Source organism: Streptomyces sp. NPDC002835 (genome assembly GCF_053591995.1).
In genome coordinates this window covers 143195-159443 of record NZ_JBSFUW010000006.1, presented here as the reverse complement: position 1 = coordinate 159443, position 16249 = coordinate 143195, and the positions used below count along the sequence as shown (strand labels likewise).

The window sequence follows — 16249 nt, the reverse complement described above, 5'->3', positions numbered from 1 at the left end:
GATCAGGACCCACTTGCTGCAAGATGTTCGGTGCGGCGCGGACGTTCACCCGCAGCCACGCGTGCACCTGGGTTTGCACCACCCGGGGCGCTTCCGGTGTGGCGCCACCTCTGGAGGCCGGCGGGGTCGGGCTGCCCGGGTTCAGCCCGACGGCGGGATCTCGCCCGAGCCGCGCGGGATCAGCACCGTCTTCAGCGTCACCTGGGCCGGGTCGTCGTTCGCGCCGTCGAGCCTGCGGAACAGCCGCTCGGCCGCCGTGCGGCCCAGCGCCGCCGCGTCCTGGGCAATGACCGTGATGCCGAGCAGGTCCGCGAGCTCGATGTCGTCGAAGCCGACGAGCGCGACGCGCCGGTCGTGGCCGGCGAGGGCCCGTACCGCCGTCACCGCCACGCGGTTGTTGCCGGCGAATATCGCGGTGACCGGTTCGGGCCCCGACAGTACGCTCCGCACGGCCTCCTGCACCCGCTCGGGGGCCGTCGGGCCGAGGGCCACCCACGCGTCGTCGACCTCCAGCCCGGCGTCCGCCATGGCCGCCCGGTAGCCCCGCAGCCGCTCCACGGCGGTGTGGATGCGCGGCTGGTCGCCGATGAACGCGATACGGCGATGGCCGTGCGCGATCAGATGCGCCACGCCGGCCCGGGCGCCGCCGAAGCTGTCCGAGAGCACCACGTCCGCGTCGATCCGGCCCGGCGGCCGGTCGACGAAGACGGTGGCGACGCCCGCCTTGATCTCCGGTTCCAGATAGCGGTGGTCGTGCCCGGCGGGGATCACGATCAGACCGTCCACCCGGCGGGCGCACAGCGCGAGCGCCAACTCCTGCTCCCGGTCCGGGTCCTCGGCGCTCGAGCCGTTGATCAGCAGCGCCCCGTGCGCCCGGGCGACCTCTTCGACGGCGCGGCTCAGCGGACCGTAGAACGGGTCGGCGAGGTCTTCCAGTACGAGGCCGATGGAGGCGGTGCGGCCCTTGCGCAGCACCCGGGCGCTGTCGTTGCGGCGGAAGCCGAGGGACTCGATCGCCTCCTGCACCCGGCGCTCGGTGTCGGTCGTGACGCCCGGTTCGCCGTTCACGACCCGCGACACCGTCTTCAGGCCGACCCCGGCGCGCGCCGCGACGTCCTTCATCGTGGGCCGGTTCCCGTAGCGGGGCTCTTGGCCGCGAGGGCGGCCGGGAGGCGTCAGGGGACGGGTCGAATCGGCCACAGTGTGCTGTCCTGTCATGGTGTCGGCGATCGTGTTCTTCGTATCGGTACGGTGTGGCGTCGAGCATAGGGCCTGGACAACGTTGTCAGGGCAATGGAGACTGTTATCGAAACCGCAGGTCCGACTGCTCCCGGGGGATCCCGTACCGATGCATAACAGCCTCGTCGCCGCTCTCGACATCGGTGGCACCAAGATCGCCGGCGCGCTGGTGGACGGCAATGGCGCGATTCTTCACCGCGCCCAGCGCCCGACACCGGCCCATGACGACGGCGACACGGTGATGCACGCGGTCGAGCAGGTCCTCGCCGAGTTGACGTCCTCCCCGCTGTGGCCGCGGGCCACCGCCCTCGGCATCGGCAGCGCGGGCCCCGTCGACGCGTCCGCCGGTACGGTCAGCCCGGTCAACGTGCCCGGCTGGCGGGGCTTCCCGCTGGTGGAGCGGGTGTCACGGGCCGTCGGCGGACTGCCGGTCACCCTCGTCGGCGACGGCGTCGCCATGACCGCCGCGGAGCACTGGCAGGGCGCGGCCCGCGGCCACGACAACGCGCTGTGCATGGTCGTCTCCACCGGCGTCGGCGGCGGCCTGGTCCTGGGCGGCAAGCCGCACGCGGGGTCCACGGGCAACGCAGGCCACATCGGGCACATCAGCGTCGACCTCGACGGCGACCTCTGCCCGTGCGGCGGCCGTGGCTGCATCGAGCGCATCGCCAGCGGGCCCAACATCGCCCGCCGGGCGCTGGAGAACGGCTGGCGTCCGGGCCCCTCCGGGGACACCTCGGCCGCGGCCGTCGCCACGGCGGCGCGCGCGGGCGACCCGGTCGCGGCCGCCTCGTACGAGCGGGCGGCGCAGGCGCTCGCCGCGGGGATCGCGGCCACGGCGACGCTCGTCGAGATCGAGATCGCCGTCATCGGCGGGGGAGTGGCCGGCGCGGGAGAGGTCCTGTTCGCCCCGCTGCGGCGCTCCCTGCGCGACTACGCGACGCTCTCGTTCGTCCAACGGCTCACCGTCGCGCCCGCGATGACCGGTACGGACGCCGGGCTGGTGGGCGCGGCCGCCGCGGCGACGCTCGGCCGCGGCGAGAGGCCGGTGCCGGCGGGACGGGGCTGACGACGGGGGCGCGCCGTCGCGCCCGCGGCCGGGTCGGCATTCAGCCGGATCTGCGCACGGCCGTCCTGCCCGGGTGCTCACCAGCCGCGCTCCCCGTTCTGCTGCTGCGGCACCACGACCAGGAACGCGTCCGACTCCAGATCCATCACGACCTCCACCGCCAGGCCCTCGTTCCTGCGGTGGCGGGCGTACTCCTCCGCCTGCCGACTTCCCCGCGGGTCACCTGCGGGGAACTTCTCCAACACCGTGCGGCGCATGCCCCACTCCCTCGTCTCTTCCGCTCCAACGACGGTCCCCGGCCGGTGTCACGGCCCGGCCACAGTTGAAGACGCCTGATCGGCCAACCGCTTCCGGTCCCGCGTTTGCGTGGCAGGGTGTTGCGGGCAATCCACTGTGGGCTACGGAAGAGGGGGACCCGTGATCGTCTGGATCAACGGTGCGTTCGGAGCGGGCAAGACGAGTACCGCGCGCGAACTGATCGATCTGATCCCGAGCAGCACGCTCTTCGACCCGGAGTTGATCGGTGCGAACCTGCGCCACCTGCTGCCGGCCAAGCGGCTGGCCGAGGTCGGCGACTACCAGGATCTGCCCATCTGGCGGCGGCTCGTCGTGGACACGGCGGCGGCGCTCCTCGCCGAGCTGGGCGGTGTGCTGGTGGCGCCCATGACCGTCCTGCGCCAGGAGTACCGCGACGAGATCTTCGGCGGCCTCGCCGCCCGCCGGATAGCGGTTCGGCATGTGCTGCTGGCACCTGGTGAAACGATTTTGCGCGAACGGATAGCGGCCCGTGAGGAGTTCCCCGACGACCCGGAGGAGAGCGAGCGCGTCCGACAGTGGGCGTTCGGCAGCATCGAGCGCTACCGGGCGGCCCTCGGCTGGCTCTCCGGCGACGCGCACGTGATAGACAACAGCCGCCTGGACCCCCGCGCGGCGGCGCTGGCCGTCGCGGACGCCGTACGCACGGGCGCGGCCCCCGTCAGCGACATCGTCCAGACCCCGGAGCCGGCCGCGGAGACCGTCGCCGCGGGAGTGCTGCTCTTCGACGAACACGACAGGGTGCTGCTCGTCGACCCGACCTACAAGCCCGGCTGGGAGTTCCCCGGCGGTGTCGTGGAGAGCGGGGAGGCGCCCGCCCGCGCCGGAATGCGGGAGGTCGAGGAGGAGCTGGGCATCGAACTGGCCGACGTGCCCAGGCTGCTGGTCGTCGACTGGGAGCCGCCGAAGCCGCCCGGCTTCGGCGGACTGCGGCTGATCTTCGACGGCGGCCGGCTCTCCGGCGGCGCCGCCGGACGGGTGCTACTGCCCGGCTCCGAACTGCGCGGCTGGAAGTTCGCCGGCGAGGAGGAGGCGGCGGAACTGCTGCCGCCCGCCCGCTACGAGCGGCTGCGGTGGGCCCTGCGGGCCCGCGAGCGGGGGGCGGTCCTCAACCTGGAGGGCGGAGTTCCGGTCGGCGGCTCCTAGCTAGGCGGCGTCCGCGGATCGGGAAGAGGCGCCCTCCCGTCACCGAGTTCGCCGGTCACGCCCCTGCGGCCCGGCAGCCGATGCCGCGGCCCCGCTGACCCCGGCCGCTGCGGCGGCCGCGCCCGAGCGGCCCGCGCCTGCGCCCGCCGAGCCCCGTCCGGGAAGCGATGACGAACCGGCCCGGGTCCGGGAGAGGCGCGGCGCGGGCGGGGTGCTGCGCCGGGAGCGATGGGCCAGGGCCTGAGAGACTGATGATATGGACGTCGATCGCAGGAACAACGTCACTGTCACCGGCAATCCGCTGGGACGCACCGTGGTGCTGGCTCACGGGTTCGGCTGTGACCAGAACATGTGGCGGCTGACTGTGCCTGCCCTGGTCGAGAAGTATCGGGTGGTGCTGTTCGACTACGTGGGGTCGGGGCGCTCGGACCTTTCCGCGTTCTCCGAGGGGCGATACGCCTCTCTGCGAGGTTATGCCCGCGATGTCGTGGAGGTCTGCGAAGCCCTCGACCTGCGCGATGCGGTGTTCGTGGGGCATTCGGTCAGCGCGATGATCGGAGTCCTGGCCTCGGGCATGGCTCCGGAGCGCATCGGGGCCCTGGTGATGGTCGCTCCGTCTCCCCGGTACATCGACGACGACGGCTACCGGGGCGGCTTCAGCACGCAGGACATCGACGAGCTGCTGGAGTCCCTGGAATCGAACTATCTTGGCTGGTCGGCGGCGATGGCGCCGCTGATCATGGGGAACCCGGAGCGGCCCGAGCTCGGCGAAGAGCTGAAGAACAGTTTCTGTGCCACCGATCCGGAGATGGCGCGCGTCTTCGCCCGGACCACGTTCCTGTCGGATTCCAGGGGCGATCTGAGAAACGTGAGGGTGCCGACGCTGGTGCTCGAATGCACACAGGACGCCATCGCCCCCCGGGAGGTCGGCGCCTTCGTCCACGAGGCGATTGCCGGCTCGTCGCTGGTCACCCTGGACGCCACCGGACACTGCCCACACCTGTCCGCGCCGGAGGCGACCAACGAGGCGATCACCGGCTTCCTGGCGGGACTGCGGTGATGTGCCACGCCGGGCAGCAGCCCGACCCGCATGACGCCGGGGACGAGAGCACACCGGACGCGGGGTTCGCCGCGCTGCTGGAGGACAGTGCCGAGGAGTTGTACGAGAGCGCGCCGTGCGGATTCCTGTCCACCCTGATGGACGGCACCATCGCCAAGATCAACGCGACTCTGCTGGGCTGGCTCGGTCTGGAGCGGGAGGCGGTGGTCGGCAGGATGCGGTTCACCGACCTGCTGACCGTGGGCGGGAGGCTGTATCACGAGACGCATTTCGCGCCGCTGCTGCGGATGCAGGGCGAGATCGGCGGCATAGCCCTGGAGATCAGACAGGCCGACGGCCGAATGCCGGTCCTGGTCTCTTCCGTGGTCAAGCACGGCGAGGCCGGCGAACCGCTGTTGATCCGCACCACCGTCTTCGACGCCCGGGACCGCCGCACGTACGAGGAAGAACTCCTGCGCCGCCGGGCGGAGGCCGAAGATGCGCGCAGACAGGCGGACGCCGACCGCTCCCGGCTCGAGGAGACGATCGCGGTGCTCCGGCAGTCGCTGCTGCCCGCCACCCTGCCGCAGGTACCCGGAGTGGAGACCGCCGCCCACTACCACACCGCCTCCGCCGACCAGCTCGGCGGCGATTTCTACGATGTCTTCCCCATCGACGCCGAACGCTTCGCATTCTTCCTCGGCGACGTGTGCGGAAAGGGCCCCGAGGCCGCCGTACTCACCTCGCTGACCCGCCACACCCTGCGCGCCGCCGCCCTGTACGGCCCCGACCCGGTCTCCGCTCTGTCGACCCTCAACACGGTGCTCCTGGAGCGCTACACCGGCGGCGATCCGCGCTACTGCACCGCCGTCTTCGGCACCCTCGAACCCGACCCCACGACCGGACATGTCGCCGTCCACCTCGCCTCGGGCGGCCACCCCCCGGCCCTCGTCCTGCGCGCCGACGGCACGGCGGACTTCCTGCACACCCCTGGCGGCCTCCTGGTGGGCATCCTGCCCGACGCGCACTTCACCACCGCCGATACCACTCTCGCCCCCGGCGACACCCTCCTGCTCTACACCGACGGCCTCACCGAAGCCCGTACCGGCGAGGATCGCAGCGCGCTGTACGGGGACGATGCCCTGCTGGCCTTCGCCGCCGGTCATGCCGGCCGGCCCGCGCAGGCCGTCGTCCAGGCACTGAAGGACCTGCTGGACGGCTTCGGCGACGGCCTCGACGACGACACCGCCCTGCTCGCCCTCCGTGTCCCCGCCCCGAACCACTGACGAAGAGGACACGATGAGCCCGCTGCAGATCACTACCCGGGACGCCACGACCGGCCCGGTCCTCGAGGTCATCGGCGAGCTCGACCACGCCAACGCCGATCAGCTGCGTGAGCGCCTCACCGCACTCACCCTCCAGCCGGGCCAGCGCCTCGTCCTGGATCTCGCCGGCATGGCATTCTGTGACTCCAGCGGCATCACCGCCCTGATCGCCGCCCGCAACCACGCCCAGGACGCCCACGCGGCCGTCGCCCTCGCGGCTGTCCCCGCCGGTACTCTGCGCATCCTGCGCGTGGCCGGCCTGGACCTCGTCTTCCCTCTCTACACCGACAGTGAGGCCGCCACCCGGCCCTGACGTGTCCGCTTCTCCGGCGGGGCCCACGCGCGGCTGCCGGACCACTCCCGCGTCCGGGCGGGGCGCCGACGGCGGCCGGGGCGGGCGACGCGGCGACCGATACGCTGGGGCCATGCCCGCCGCACGCCGCACCGCACGTCAGAACGATCTGCTCCAGCGACTGGTGGCATTGATGGCGGCGGAGGGCTTCGCGTCGTTCACCCTCGACGACTTGGCGGAGCACCTGCACTGCTCGAAGACGACGCTCTACCAACTCGCGGGAAGCAAGCAGGAGTTGGTCCGTGAGGCGGTGAAGCACTACTTCCGTGAGGCGACCGCCGCCGTCGAGCAGCAGGTCACGGCCACCGCTGCCCCGGCGGACCGGATCGAGGCGTACCTCAATGCGGTCGCCGAGCAGCTCAGGCCGCTCTCCCGGCAGTTCCTCGAGGACATGGCCCACTTCGCCCCAGCCCTCGAGGTGTACGAGGCGAACACACGCCTGGCGGCCGACCGGGTCCGGCAGCTGATCACGGAGGGCGTGGCGGCCGGGGTCTTCCGCGACGTCCACGCCGCGTTCGTGGGGGAGGTCGTCGCCGCCACGATGCAGGAGATCCAGCGTGGCGAGGTCACCGCGCGCACCGGGCTGAACGACGCGGACGCGTACGCCGAACTCGCGTCGCTCATCGTCCACGCGCTTTCCTCCTGAGGGGCGCGACCTGCTGAGGGGCACTGGCTGCTGCCGTGAGCCGAGGCGGACCTCCGGGTGTCGTGGGTGCCCACGGGGTACCTCGGCCGGGACCCTTCGTATGCCGCAGCCTCACTCCGAGGCTCCGTGCATGTCCGGGCATGCCGAGCATCCTGACGCGGGCCGAGCCGTCCGTCCCCGCATCTTTTCGCGCGCGGTTGAGACGCCCGGGGGCGAGTTCGTGGCACTGGCGTACTCACAATGATACTTTCGTACCGTCCTCAGTATCATCACTCGCGCGCCGCGGAGATTGCCATGCCCGCCACTCGCACCCTGCCCACCCAGGAAGCTGCCGACCTGATCGGACTCACCCGGGAACTGGCAGCAAAGGTGCTCGCACCCCACGCCGCCGAGGCCGAGGCACAGGAGGCGTTCCCCCGCGAGATCTTCCGCACCCTGGGCCGCGCCGGCCTGCTCGGTCTGCCCTACCCCGAGGAGTACGGCGGTGGCGGCCAGGGCTACGAGGTCTACCTGCAGGTCCTCGAGGAGATCGCGGCGGTGTGGTCCAGCATCGGAGTCGGAGTCTCGGTACACGCCCTGTCCTGCTACGCCCTCGCCGCCTTCGGCACCGAGGAGCAGAAGCAGCGGTGGCTGCCGGACATGCTGGGCGGGGAACTGCTCGGTGCCTACTGCCTGTCCGAACCACACGCCGGCTCCGACCCCGCCGCCATGCGGACCAGGGCCGTGCGCGACGCCGACCACTACGTGCTCAACGGCACGAAGGCGTGGACCACTCACGGCGGACACGCCGACTTCTACACCGTCATGGCCCGCACCTCCGACGACCGGTCGCGCGGGATCTCCTGCTTCCTCGTCCCCGCAGGCACTCCCGGCCTGGTCGCCGAGCCGCCCGAGCGCAAGATGGGCCTGACCGGCTCGGCCACCGCCACGATGCGCCTTCAGGACGTGCGGATCCCCGTGGACCACCGGCTCGGCGCCGAGGGCCAGGGACTGCGGATCGCCCTGGCCGCACTCGACTCCGGGCGGCTGGGCATCGCCGCGGTGGCCACCGGTCTCTCTCAGGGAGCGCTGGACCACGCCGTCCGCTACGCCCATGAGCGGGAGACCTTCGGCAAGCCCATCATCGAGCACCAGGGCCTGGCCTTCGTCCTGGCCGACATGGCCGCCGCGACCGGGTCGAGCCGTGCCACCACCCTCGCAGCTGCGCGGCTGAAGGACCAGGGGCTGCCCTTCGGGTCGGAGGCATCCGTGGCCAAGCTGGTCGCCACCGACAACGCCATGAAGGTCACCACCGACGCGGTCCAGGTTCTCGGCGGCGCCGGTTACACCCGTGACTTTCCCGTCGAGCGCTACATGCGCGAGGCCAAGGTCATGCAGATCTTCGAGGGCACCAACCAGATCCAGCGTCTGGTGATCAGCCGGTCGTTCGACAAGGACGACCGGGGCGGCCTCACCGTCCTGCCCGCCACGGCGGAGTGACGCGCCGCACCGCGCACCCGTGGGCGCCGCCACCCGTTGACGGTTTTCGGCCGGGGGGCGGCACCTCAGCCGCCGGGCGCGGTCGGGGGCGCCGCGCCGGTGAGAGCCGCGGCGGCGCCGTCGGTGAGCGGGTCGCCGTGTCCGAAGCAGACCGTTGGCGGCGCGAGCGCCGCCAGGCGGCGCATCGAGGCCTCGGCAGCAGCCCGGTCGACGTTGAACACCCCGAGCATCACCTCTCCGACGCCGGCGACGCAGTCACCGGTGAACAGCACGCCGTGTTCCGGCAGATGGAGACCGATCGACCCGTCCGTGTGACCGGGCGAGTGAACCACCAGAGCACCTCCGCCGAAGTCCAGGACGTCGCCGTCCTCCACCTCACGGTCCACACGGGTGGGCGGCGCGGGCGGCACGGTCAGCCCGTGCTCGTACAACGGGATCTCCCAGTCCAGCAGCACGGGCTCGGGGACCGGCCGTTCGCCTCTGATCACCGGGGCGTCCAGGCGGTGCGCCAGCACCTCGGCGCCGTACCGCCGGGCCAGCTCACCGGCCGCTCCGACATGGTCGCGATGGCAGTGGGTCAGCACGATCCGGCGCAACCGGGCCAGGTGGAGCCCGGCGTCAGTCAGCGCCTGCTCCATCAGCGGCGCGGCGTCCGCGTGCCCGGCGTCGACGAGCGTCAGCTCACCGCCGTCGCTCCACATGTACGCCTGGCCGATCGGGAAGCGGAGCATGTGCAATCGGGGTGTCACCCGCACGAGATCCATGCGGCGAACCTACGACGGCGCGCGGGTCCGCCACACGGCTCTCTGCTCTCGGCAGACACGACGGAACGATGCGGCGGACCCGTACGGTCGCGACGGCGGAGGCCCCGGACAGATCCCGGGCGCGGAGGGCTCAGGCGCGCCGGGACGCCGCGTAGTTGACCAGGAACAGCGCCTCGGCCACGGACATCCGCTCCAGCTCCTCGGGCGACACGCTCTCGTTCACCGCGTGGATCTGCGCCTCCGGGTCGCTCAGCCCGATCAGCAGGATCTCGGCCCGCGGGTACAGCGCCGCGAGCGTGTTGCACAGCGGGATCGAGCCGCCCATGCCGGCGGACTGCATCTCCTCGCCCGGGTACGCCACGCGCATCGCCTCGGCCATCGACGTGTACGCGGGGCTGGTGATGTCCGCCCGGAACGCCTGGCCCTGGCCGACCTGTTCCACCGCCACCCGCGCGCCCCACGGCGTGTGCGCCTCCAGGTGCGCGGCGAGCAGCTTGTGCGCCTCCGCCGCGTCCTGGCCCGGCGGGACCCGCAGGCTGAGCAGGGCCCGCGCGGACGCGTGCACGGACGGGGTCGCGCCGACCACCGGCGGGCAGTCGATGCCCAGCACGGTGACGGCCGGCCGGGCCCAGATGCGGTCCGCGACCGAGCCCTCGCCGATCAGCTCCACACCGTCGAGGACTCTGGCGTCCTTGCGGAAGTCCTCCTCCGGGTACGCGAGCCCCTCCCACGTCGCGTCCGCCGCCAGCCCGTCCACGGTCGTCGAACCGTCCTCGGCGCGCAGCGAGTCAAGTACACGCACGAGCGCGGCGAGCGCGTCGGGGGCCGCCCCGCCGAACTGCCCGGAGTGCAGGTTCCCCTCCAGGGTGTCGATCTGCACCCGCACCAGCGTCATCCCGCGCAGGCTCGCCGTGACCGTCGGCAGGCCGGCACGGAAGTTGCCCGTGTCGCCGATGACGACGGCGTCCGCGGCCAGCAGTTCGGGGTGGGCCTCCGCGTACTGCTCCAGGCCGCCCGTGCCCTGCTCCTCCGAACCCTCCACGATCACCTTGATGTTCACCGGCACACCGCCGTCGGCCTTGAGGGCGCGCAGCGCGAGCAGATGCATGATGAAGCCGCCCTTGCAGTCCGCGGCCCCGCGTCCGTACCAGCGGCCGTCGCGCTCCGTCAACTCGAACGGCGGCGAGACCCAGGCCGCCGTGTCGAGCGGCGGCTGCACGTCGTAGTGCGCGTACAACAGCACGGTCGGGGCGCCGGCCGGGCCGGGGAGGAAGCCGTAGACGGACTGGGTGCCGTCGGGGGTGTCCAGGAGGGCCACGTCCGTGAAGCCCTCCGCGCTCAGCGCGTCCACCACCCACGCGGCGGCGGCCTCGCACTCGCTCTTCGGGAACTGCGCGGGATCCGCGACCGACCTGAACGCCACCAGTTCCCTGAGCTCCGCCTCGGCGCGGGGCATCAGCGAAGCGACGGTCTCTGCGATCGGTACGGCGGTCATGGGCACGCTCCTCGGGGGCACGGCGTTGTGCGATGTGTGTACGGCGAAATGTGTGGTCGATCCTCCCACAACGGGTGGTGGGCGACCGCGCCGTAGGATGCCGTCGAGAGCCATGGCCACAGGTCGGATCGGGAGCAGAAGTACATCGTGAGCAGCGAGAACGATGCCACCGGAGCAGAGGCGGCAAATGAGCTTGATGATCCCGTGTGGGACGTCGTCGTGGTCGGCGGGGGCCCCGCGGGGGCGTCGGCCGCGTACGCGGCGGCGGTGACCGGCCGCAGGGTACTGCTGCTGGAGAAGGCCGAACTGCCCCGGTACAAGACCTGCGGCGGGGGAATCATCGGACCGTCGCGCGACAGTCTGCCGCCGGGTTTCGAACTACCGCTGCGCGACCGGGTGCACGCCGTGACCTTCTCGCTCAACGGCAAGCTGGCGCGCACCCGCCGCTCCAAGCGGATGCTCTTCGGACTCATCAACCGCCCGGAGTTCGACGCCGGTCTCGTCGAGCAGGCGCAGAAGGCGGGCGCCGTGCTGCGCACCGGAGCGTCCGTGTCCCGGGTGGAGCAGCACGGACCGGCGGTGCCGGACCGGCGCACGGTCGCCGTGGTGCTGTCGGACGGCGAGACGATCCTGACCCGTGCGGTCGTCGGCGCGGACGGCAGTGCCGGCCGGATGGGAGCCCATGTCGGGGTGAAGCTCGACCAGGTGGACCTCGGGCTGGAGGCGGAGATCCCCGTCCCGGCGACCGTCGCGGAGGACTGGGCGGGCCGGGTGCTCATCGACTGGGGCCCCATGCCCGGCAGTTACGGCTGGGTGTTCCCCAAGGGGGAGACGCTGACGGTCGGTGTGATCTCCGCCCGCGGCGAGGGCGCCGCGACCAAGCGGTATCTGGAGGACTTCATCGCCCGGCTCGGGCTCGCCGGCTTCGAGCCCGAGGTCTCCTCCGGCCATCTCACGCGTTGCCGCAGCGACGACTCGCCGCTGTCGCGCGGCCGGGTGCTGGTGTGCGGCGACGCGGCGGGGCTGCTGGAACCGTGGACCAGGGAGGGCATCTCCTTCGCGCTGCGCTCGGGACGGCTCGCGGGGGAGTGGGCGGTCCGGATCGCTGAGGCCCATGACGCCGTCGACGCGCGCAGACAGGCGCTGAACTACGCCTTCGCCGTGAAGTCGGGGCTCGGGGTCGAGATGGCCGTCGGGCGGCGGATGCTCGCCGTCTTCGAGCGGCGGCCGGGGCTGCTGCACGCCGTCATCACCGGGTTCCGGCCGGCCTGGAAGGCCTTCGCCGACATCACCCGAGGGGCGACGACGCTGGCGGGCGTGGTGCGTACGCACGGGCTGGCGCGGCGGGCGCTGGACGTACTGGACAAGCGGGCGTCACAGCCCGCGCCGTGACGCGCCGGCCGGGCGCCGCCTCGGGGCGCGGCGCCCGGCCCCCTCACGCGCTCCGGGGCGGCGGCGGTGCGTGCGGTGCGGCGGTGCGTGGCCACGGGTGCGGCGCTTCTCCTTGCCGTTTCGCTTGTCATCCGCCCACGGTGATCCGGAAGACGGGGTGCTTGTGGGCGGCCGCCAGCAGCTCCTCGTCCGTGGACTCGGCGTCGACGTCGCCGAAGAACCGGCCGACCTCCCAGCCCCAGCGCTCCAGGTAGCGGCGCAGCAGCACGGGCTTCTCCTCGTCGGGCAGTTCCACGGCCGTGAACGGCTGTGTTCTGCGGCCGACCTGGAGCTGACCGCCTCCCGCGGCGCGGAGGTTGCGGACCCACTGGGAGTGGCCCCTGGCGGAGATCAGATACGGGCCGCCGTCGTAGGGCAGCGGGTTGACGGGGATACGCCGCCATTCGCCGCTGGTGCGGCCGCGTACGGAGAGCTCCGCTGTGCCCATGAGGCTGATGCCGCGACGGGCGAGCCAGCCGACCGTCGCGTTCAGGATCGAGTCGAACCGGTTGGGCTTGATGTAGTGCGGCTGCGACATGGCCTGGCTCCTGGCTGCTGTGTGCTGCGACTGCCGTGGACTGATCTTTGCCGGGTCCGTTCGAGTGCTCTGATATGTGACCGGCGCTTCGTTCTGAGAGCACTGCTCTCGCTCGACATCAGTGTGCACGCGCTGCCACTCCAAATCAAGAGCAGTGCTCTCGTTATTGGTCAGTGCTCCGAAACGTGAAAGACTTCTCCACCATGAGCACCATCCGAGGGGCCAGGGAACGGGCCCGCACCGAGATCACCGCAGCCATCAAGAACGAGGCCCGCGAGCAGCTCGCCGCCGAAGGCGCGGCAAAACTGTCGCTCCGCGCCGTCGCCCGCGAACTGGGCATGGTGTCCTCCGCCCTCTACCGCTACTTCCCCAGCCGCGACGACCTGCTGACCGCCCTCATCGTCGACGCCTACGACGCGGTCGGCACCGCCGCCGAGTCCGCCCTGGCCGCGACCCCGCCGTCCGCCGGCCACTGCGCCCGCTGGACCGCCGTCTGCTCGGCCGTACGGGCCTGGGCCCTCGCCCACCCGCACGAGTACGCCCTCATCTACGGCTCGCCCGTGCCCGGCTACACCGCGCCCAAGGACACCGTCGCCCCGGCCTCCCGCGTCGCTCTCGCGCTGATCGCCGTCATCCGGGACGCCCACCGCACGAACGGGCTCGCGCTCCCGCCACTGCCGGACCGGCTGCGCCCCGAAGCGGAGCGCATGGCCGCCGACTTCGCCCCGGACCTGCCGCCGTCCGTCGCCGCCGCGATGGTCGCCGCCTGGTCGCAGGTCTTCGGCACGATCTCGTTCGAGCTCTTCGGCCACTTCCACCACGTCGTCGAGGACCGGGACGCCTTCTTCGAGCACGCCGCCACCCGCCTCGCCCTCGAGGTGGGCCTGCGGCCCGAGGCCGCCGGCACGTCCCGCGGCAGCGGCGCCGGCTCCTGACGCAGCGCCCGCGCCCCGGCCTGCACCACAGGAGACCTCCGTACTCCCCCGGGAGTACGCGCGACCGCCACGCCCGGCTGACGCCCGGGGCCACCGCGCCGGTCTAGCGTGGGCCGCATGGAACAGCAGCGCACCGGCACCTGCGGCGGTCCGCCCCGGTCAAGAGGCGGACCGCACAGGCCGAGGGGCGGGCCGCCGTGGCTGCGCCGCCTCGCGGACCAGCAGGACAGCGCGCGCATCCCGTGGCTGTCGACGCTGGCCCTCGCCGTCTTCGTCATGGTCGGCACGAGCGTCGCCGCCGAGAACCAGCAGGACGTCCGCGAACCACTCGACGCCCTCGCCCGCGTACTGCTGCTCGCGGGACCGGCGCTGCTCCTGCTGCGCAAGAAGTACCCGGTGGCCACCGTCTTCGGCGTCTGCGCCGTCACACTCGGGTACTTCGCCGCCGGCTATCCGTACGGGCCGGTGTTCCTCACCGCCGCGGTCGCCGTGTTCGCCGCCATCGTCGCGGGCCACCGGCGCGCCGCCTGGTGGGCCGTCGGGCTGCTCTGGGCGGCGCACCTGCTGATCGCGCACTGGCTGTACGCGTATCTGCCGCCGCCCGGTGACCAGGCCGCGCCCTGGGGCCAGGAAGTGTTCGTCACGGCCTGGGTGATCGCGATCGTCGCGGCGTCCGAGCTGGTACGGGTGCGGCGGGAGGTCTGGGCCCGCGAGCGCGCCGCGCGGGCCGCGGCCGCGAAGCGCCGCGCGGACGAAGAACGGCTGCGCATCGCCCGTGAACTCCACGACGTCCTCGCCCACTCGATCTCCGTCATCAACGTCCAGGCGGGCGTCGGCCTCGCGCTGCTCGACTCCGACCCGGAACAGGCACGCACGGCCCTGACCACCATCAAGGCGGCGAGCAAGGAGGCGCTGGGCGAGGTGCGGCAGGTCCTCGACACCCTGCGTGCCCCCGGCGCCGCGCCCCGCGCCCCGGCCCCCGGCCTGGACCGCCTCCCGGAGCTGGTCGAACAGGCCGCGAGCACCGGCCTCACCGTCGACGTCGAGACGGTCGGAGAGGCGGCGCCACTCCCGCCCGGCGCCGACCTGGCCGCCTTCCGGATCGTCCAGGAGGCGCTCACCAACGTCGTACGGCATTCCGGCTCGCGCACCGCGCGCGTGCGCATCACGTACACGCCCGGCAAGCTCGCCCTCCGGATCGACGACGACGGACCGGCGACCGGCTCGGACGCCGGCGGCAGCGGCAACGGGCTGGCGGGCATGCGGGAGCGGGCCGGTGCGCTGGGTGGCACCATCGAGGCGGGCCCCCGGCCGGACGGCGGATTCCGGGTGCTGGCCGAACTGCCCGTGCGGACAGAGGAGAACAAGTGATCCGCGTAGTGCTCGCCGACGATCAGATGCTGGTCAGGGCAGGCTTCCGGGCCCTGCTCTCGGCCCAGCACGACATCGAGGTCGCGGGGGAGGCGTCCGACGGCGAGGAGGCGGTGCGCCTGGTCGGCGAACTGCGCCCGGACGTGGTCCTGATGGACATCAGGATGCCGGTTCTCGACGGTCTGGCCGCCACCCGCCGGATCACCGGGGACGAGCGCCTGGCGGACGTGAAGGTGGTCATGCTGACCACGTTCGAGCTGGACGAGTACGTCTTCGAGGCCATCCGCTCCGGTGCCTCCGGGTTCCTGGTGAAGGACACCGAACCGGACGAACTGCTGCGCGCGGTAAGGGCGGTCGTCGAGGGCGACGCGCTGCTCTCGCCCGGTGTGACACGCCGTCTGATCGCCGAGTTCGCGGCCCGCTCCAAGGGCCCCGCGCAGGCCGAGGGGCTCGGGGAACTGACGGAACGGGAACGGGAGGTGATGGCCCTGGTCGGCATCGGCCTGTCCAACGAGGAGATCGCCCGGCGGCTGGTCGTCAGCCCGCTCACCGCCAAGACGCACGTCAGCCGCACCATGGTGAAGCTCGGCGCCCGCGACCGGGCGCAACTGGTCGTCCTGGCCTACGAGTCGGGGCTCGTGCGGCCCGGCTGGCTGGGCTGAGCGGCCCGGCGCCCGAACCGCCACAACACGGTCACGACCCGCACGACGAAGACGAGCACGCCCGCCGCGGCGCCCGCGACGAGCAGGCCGCGCTCGACGGCGTACCCCATCGTGAACATGAACGTGGGTCCGGCGACCGCCCCGAAGACCAGCGCCCCGGCCACCGCCGCGCTGAGCAGCGCATAGCCGATCTCGATCGTCACGGCGTCCCGGTCGGCCTGCGTGCGTAGCTGCCCCATGGAGGAAGTGTCACAAGCCCGCGGCCCGACCGGCAAGTGCCCTGATGGCGACGGCTCCTGGTGACGGCCACGCCCCGGCCCCGCCACGCGCGCCACAGCCAGGTGATGCCCCGACCGCTCCCGCCACAGCCGCGCCGGCCGGCGTCCCCGGTAACGGACACGGCCGTCGGCGGCAGCCGGTTCCAGAGCGTCGGACACAGCCGC

Annotated in this window: 17 protein-coding genes; 11 read left to right on the top strand and 6 right to left on the bottom strand. The window is 72.5% G+C overall.

The genetic code is table 11. The features are described 5' to 3' along the window. Positions 1–141: 141 nt before the first annotated feature. On the bottom strand, positions 142–1218 hold the full coding sequence (locus ACWD01_RS09095) for a LacI family DNA-binding transcriptional regulator (RefSeq protein ID WP_451159667.1): 1077 nt from the start codon (positions 1216–1218) through the stop codon (positions 142–144). Positions 1219–1348: 130 nt separating this feature from the next. On the opposite strand from ACWD01_RS09095, the gene ACWD01_RS09090 reads away from it, so the two are divergent. Then, positions 1349–2308 (top strand): ROK family protein, encoded by a 960-nt coding sequence (locus ACWD01_RS09090; protein WP_451159665.1) that lies wholly within the window; start codon positions 1349–1351, stop codon positions 2306–2308. A gap of 77 nt (positions 2309–2385) precedes the next feature. Here ACWD01_RS09090 and ACWD01_RS09085 read toward each other — a convergent pair whose 3' ends face one another. Further along, complete coding sequence (locus tag ACWD01_RS09085; RefSeq protein ID WP_451159663.1) at positions 2386–2565, bottom strand: hypothetical protein; 180 nt, start codon at positions 2563–2565, stop codon at positions 2386–2388. A 160-nt stretch (positions 2566–2725) separates the two neighbouring features. Here ACWD01_RS09085 and ACWD01_RS09080 point away from each other — a divergent pair, with 160 nt between their 5' ends. From ACWD01_RS09080 to ACWD01_RS09055, 6 genes are all read left to right on the top strand, one after another. Further along, entirely contained in the window at positions 2726–3769 is a 1044-nt protein-coding gene (locus tag ACWD01_RS09080; protein ID WP_451159661.1) for an NUDIX domain-containing protein, read from the top strand. Between the two features lie 256 nt (positions 3770–4025). Then, the gene (locus tag ACWD01_RS09075; RefSeq protein ID WP_451159659.1) at positions 4026–4829 is read left to right on the top strand and encodes an alpha/beta fold hydrolase; all 804 of its coding nucleotides are present in this window, start codon (positions 4026–4028) and stop codon (positions 4827–4829) included. Then, positions 4829–6094: a PP2C family protein-serine/threonine phosphatase gene (locus ACWD01_RS09070; RefSeq protein ID WP_451159657.1), complete on the top strand. Its 1266-nt coding sequence runs from the start codon at positions 4829–4831 to the stop codon at positions 6092–6094. Before ACWD01_RS09075 ends, ACWD01_RS09070 begins: the two co-directional genes overlap by 1 nt. Before the next feature lie 13 nt (positions 6095–6107). Beyond that, positions 6108–6446, top strand: a complete 339-nt coding sequence (locus ACWD01_RS09065; RefSeq protein ID WP_451159655.1) for an STAS domain-containing protein — start codon at positions 6108–6110, stop codon at positions 6444–6446. 112 nt (positions 6447–6558) lie between these two features. Then, complete coding sequence (locus ACWD01_RS09060) at positions 6559–7131, top strand: TetR/AcrR family transcriptional regulator (RefSeq protein ID WP_451159653.1); 573 nt, start codon at positions 6559–6561, stop codon at positions 7129–7131. Positions 7132–7425: 294 nt separating this feature from the next. After that, a complete protein-coding gene (locus ACWD01_RS09055) occupies positions 7426–8610 on the top strand; it encodes an acyl-CoA dehydrogenase family protein (RefSeq protein WP_451159651.1) in 1185 nt (394 codons plus the stop codon). Positions 8611–8675: 65 nt separating this feature from the next. Here ACWD01_RS09055 and ACWD01_RS09050 read toward each other — a convergent pair whose 3' ends face one another. After that, positions 8676–9374 (bottom strand): MBL fold metallo-hydrolase, encoded by a 699-nt coding sequence (locus ACWD01_RS09050; protein ID WP_451159649.1) that lies wholly within the window; start codon positions 9372–9374, stop codon positions 8676–8678. Positions 9375–9504: 130 nt separating this feature from the next. Beyond that, entirely contained in the window at positions 9505–10869 is a 1365-nt protein-coding gene (locus ACWD01_RS09045) for a M20/M25/M40 family metallo-hydrolase (protein WP_451159647.1), read from the bottom strand. Between the two features lie 147 nt (positions 10870–11016). On the opposite strand from ACWD01_RS09045, the gene ACWD01_RS09040 reads away from it, so the two are divergent. After that, a complete protein-coding gene (locus tag ACWD01_RS09040) occupies positions 11017–12261 on the top strand; it encodes a geranylgeranyl reductase family protein (RefSeq protein WP_451159645.1) in 1245 nt (414 codons plus the stop codon). Positions 12262–12388: 127 nt separating this feature from the next. Here ACWD01_RS09040 and ACWD01_RS09035 read toward each other — a convergent pair whose 3' ends face one another. Further along, entirely contained in the window at positions 12389–12838 is a 450-nt protein-coding gene (locus ACWD01_RS09035) for a nitroreductase family deazaflavin-dependent oxidoreductase (protein ID WP_451159643.1), read from the bottom strand. A 203-nt stretch (positions 12839–13041) separates the two neighbouring features. Between ACWD01_RS09035 and ACWD01_RS09030 the strand changes: the two genes are divergently transcribed. The 3 genes from ACWD01_RS09030 (at position 13042) to ACWD01_RS09020 (ending at position 15806) form a co-directional block, all read left to right on the top strand. Next, positions 13042–13773, top strand: coding sequence for a TetR/AcrR family transcriptional regulator (locus ACWD01_RS09030; RefSeq protein WP_451159641.1), 732 nt, complete (start codon positions 13042–13044; stop codon positions 13771–13773). A gap of 117 nt (positions 13774–13890) precedes the next feature. After that, complete coding sequence (locus ACWD01_RS09025; protein WP_451159639.1) at positions 13891–15144, top strand: sensor histidine kinase; 1254 nt, start codon at positions 13891–13893, stop codon at positions 15142–15144. After that, the gene (locus ACWD01_RS09020; RefSeq protein ID WP_356898193.1) at positions 15141–15806 is read left to right on the top strand and encodes a response regulator transcription factor; all 666 of its coding nucleotides are present in this window, start codon (positions 15141–15143) and stop codon (positions 15804–15806) included. Before ACWD01_RS09025 ends, ACWD01_RS09020 begins: the two co-directional genes overlap by 4 nt. Here the strand turns inward: ACWD01_RS09020 and ACWD01_RS09015 are convergent. Continuing rightward, entirely contained in the window at positions 15767–16045 is a 279-nt protein-coding gene (locus ACWD01_RS09015; RefSeq protein ID WP_451159637.1) for a DUF6332 family protein, read from the bottom strand. The genes ACWD01_RS09020 and ACWD01_RS09015 overlap by 40 nt on opposite strands. Positions 16046–16249: the final 204 nt, after the last annotated feature.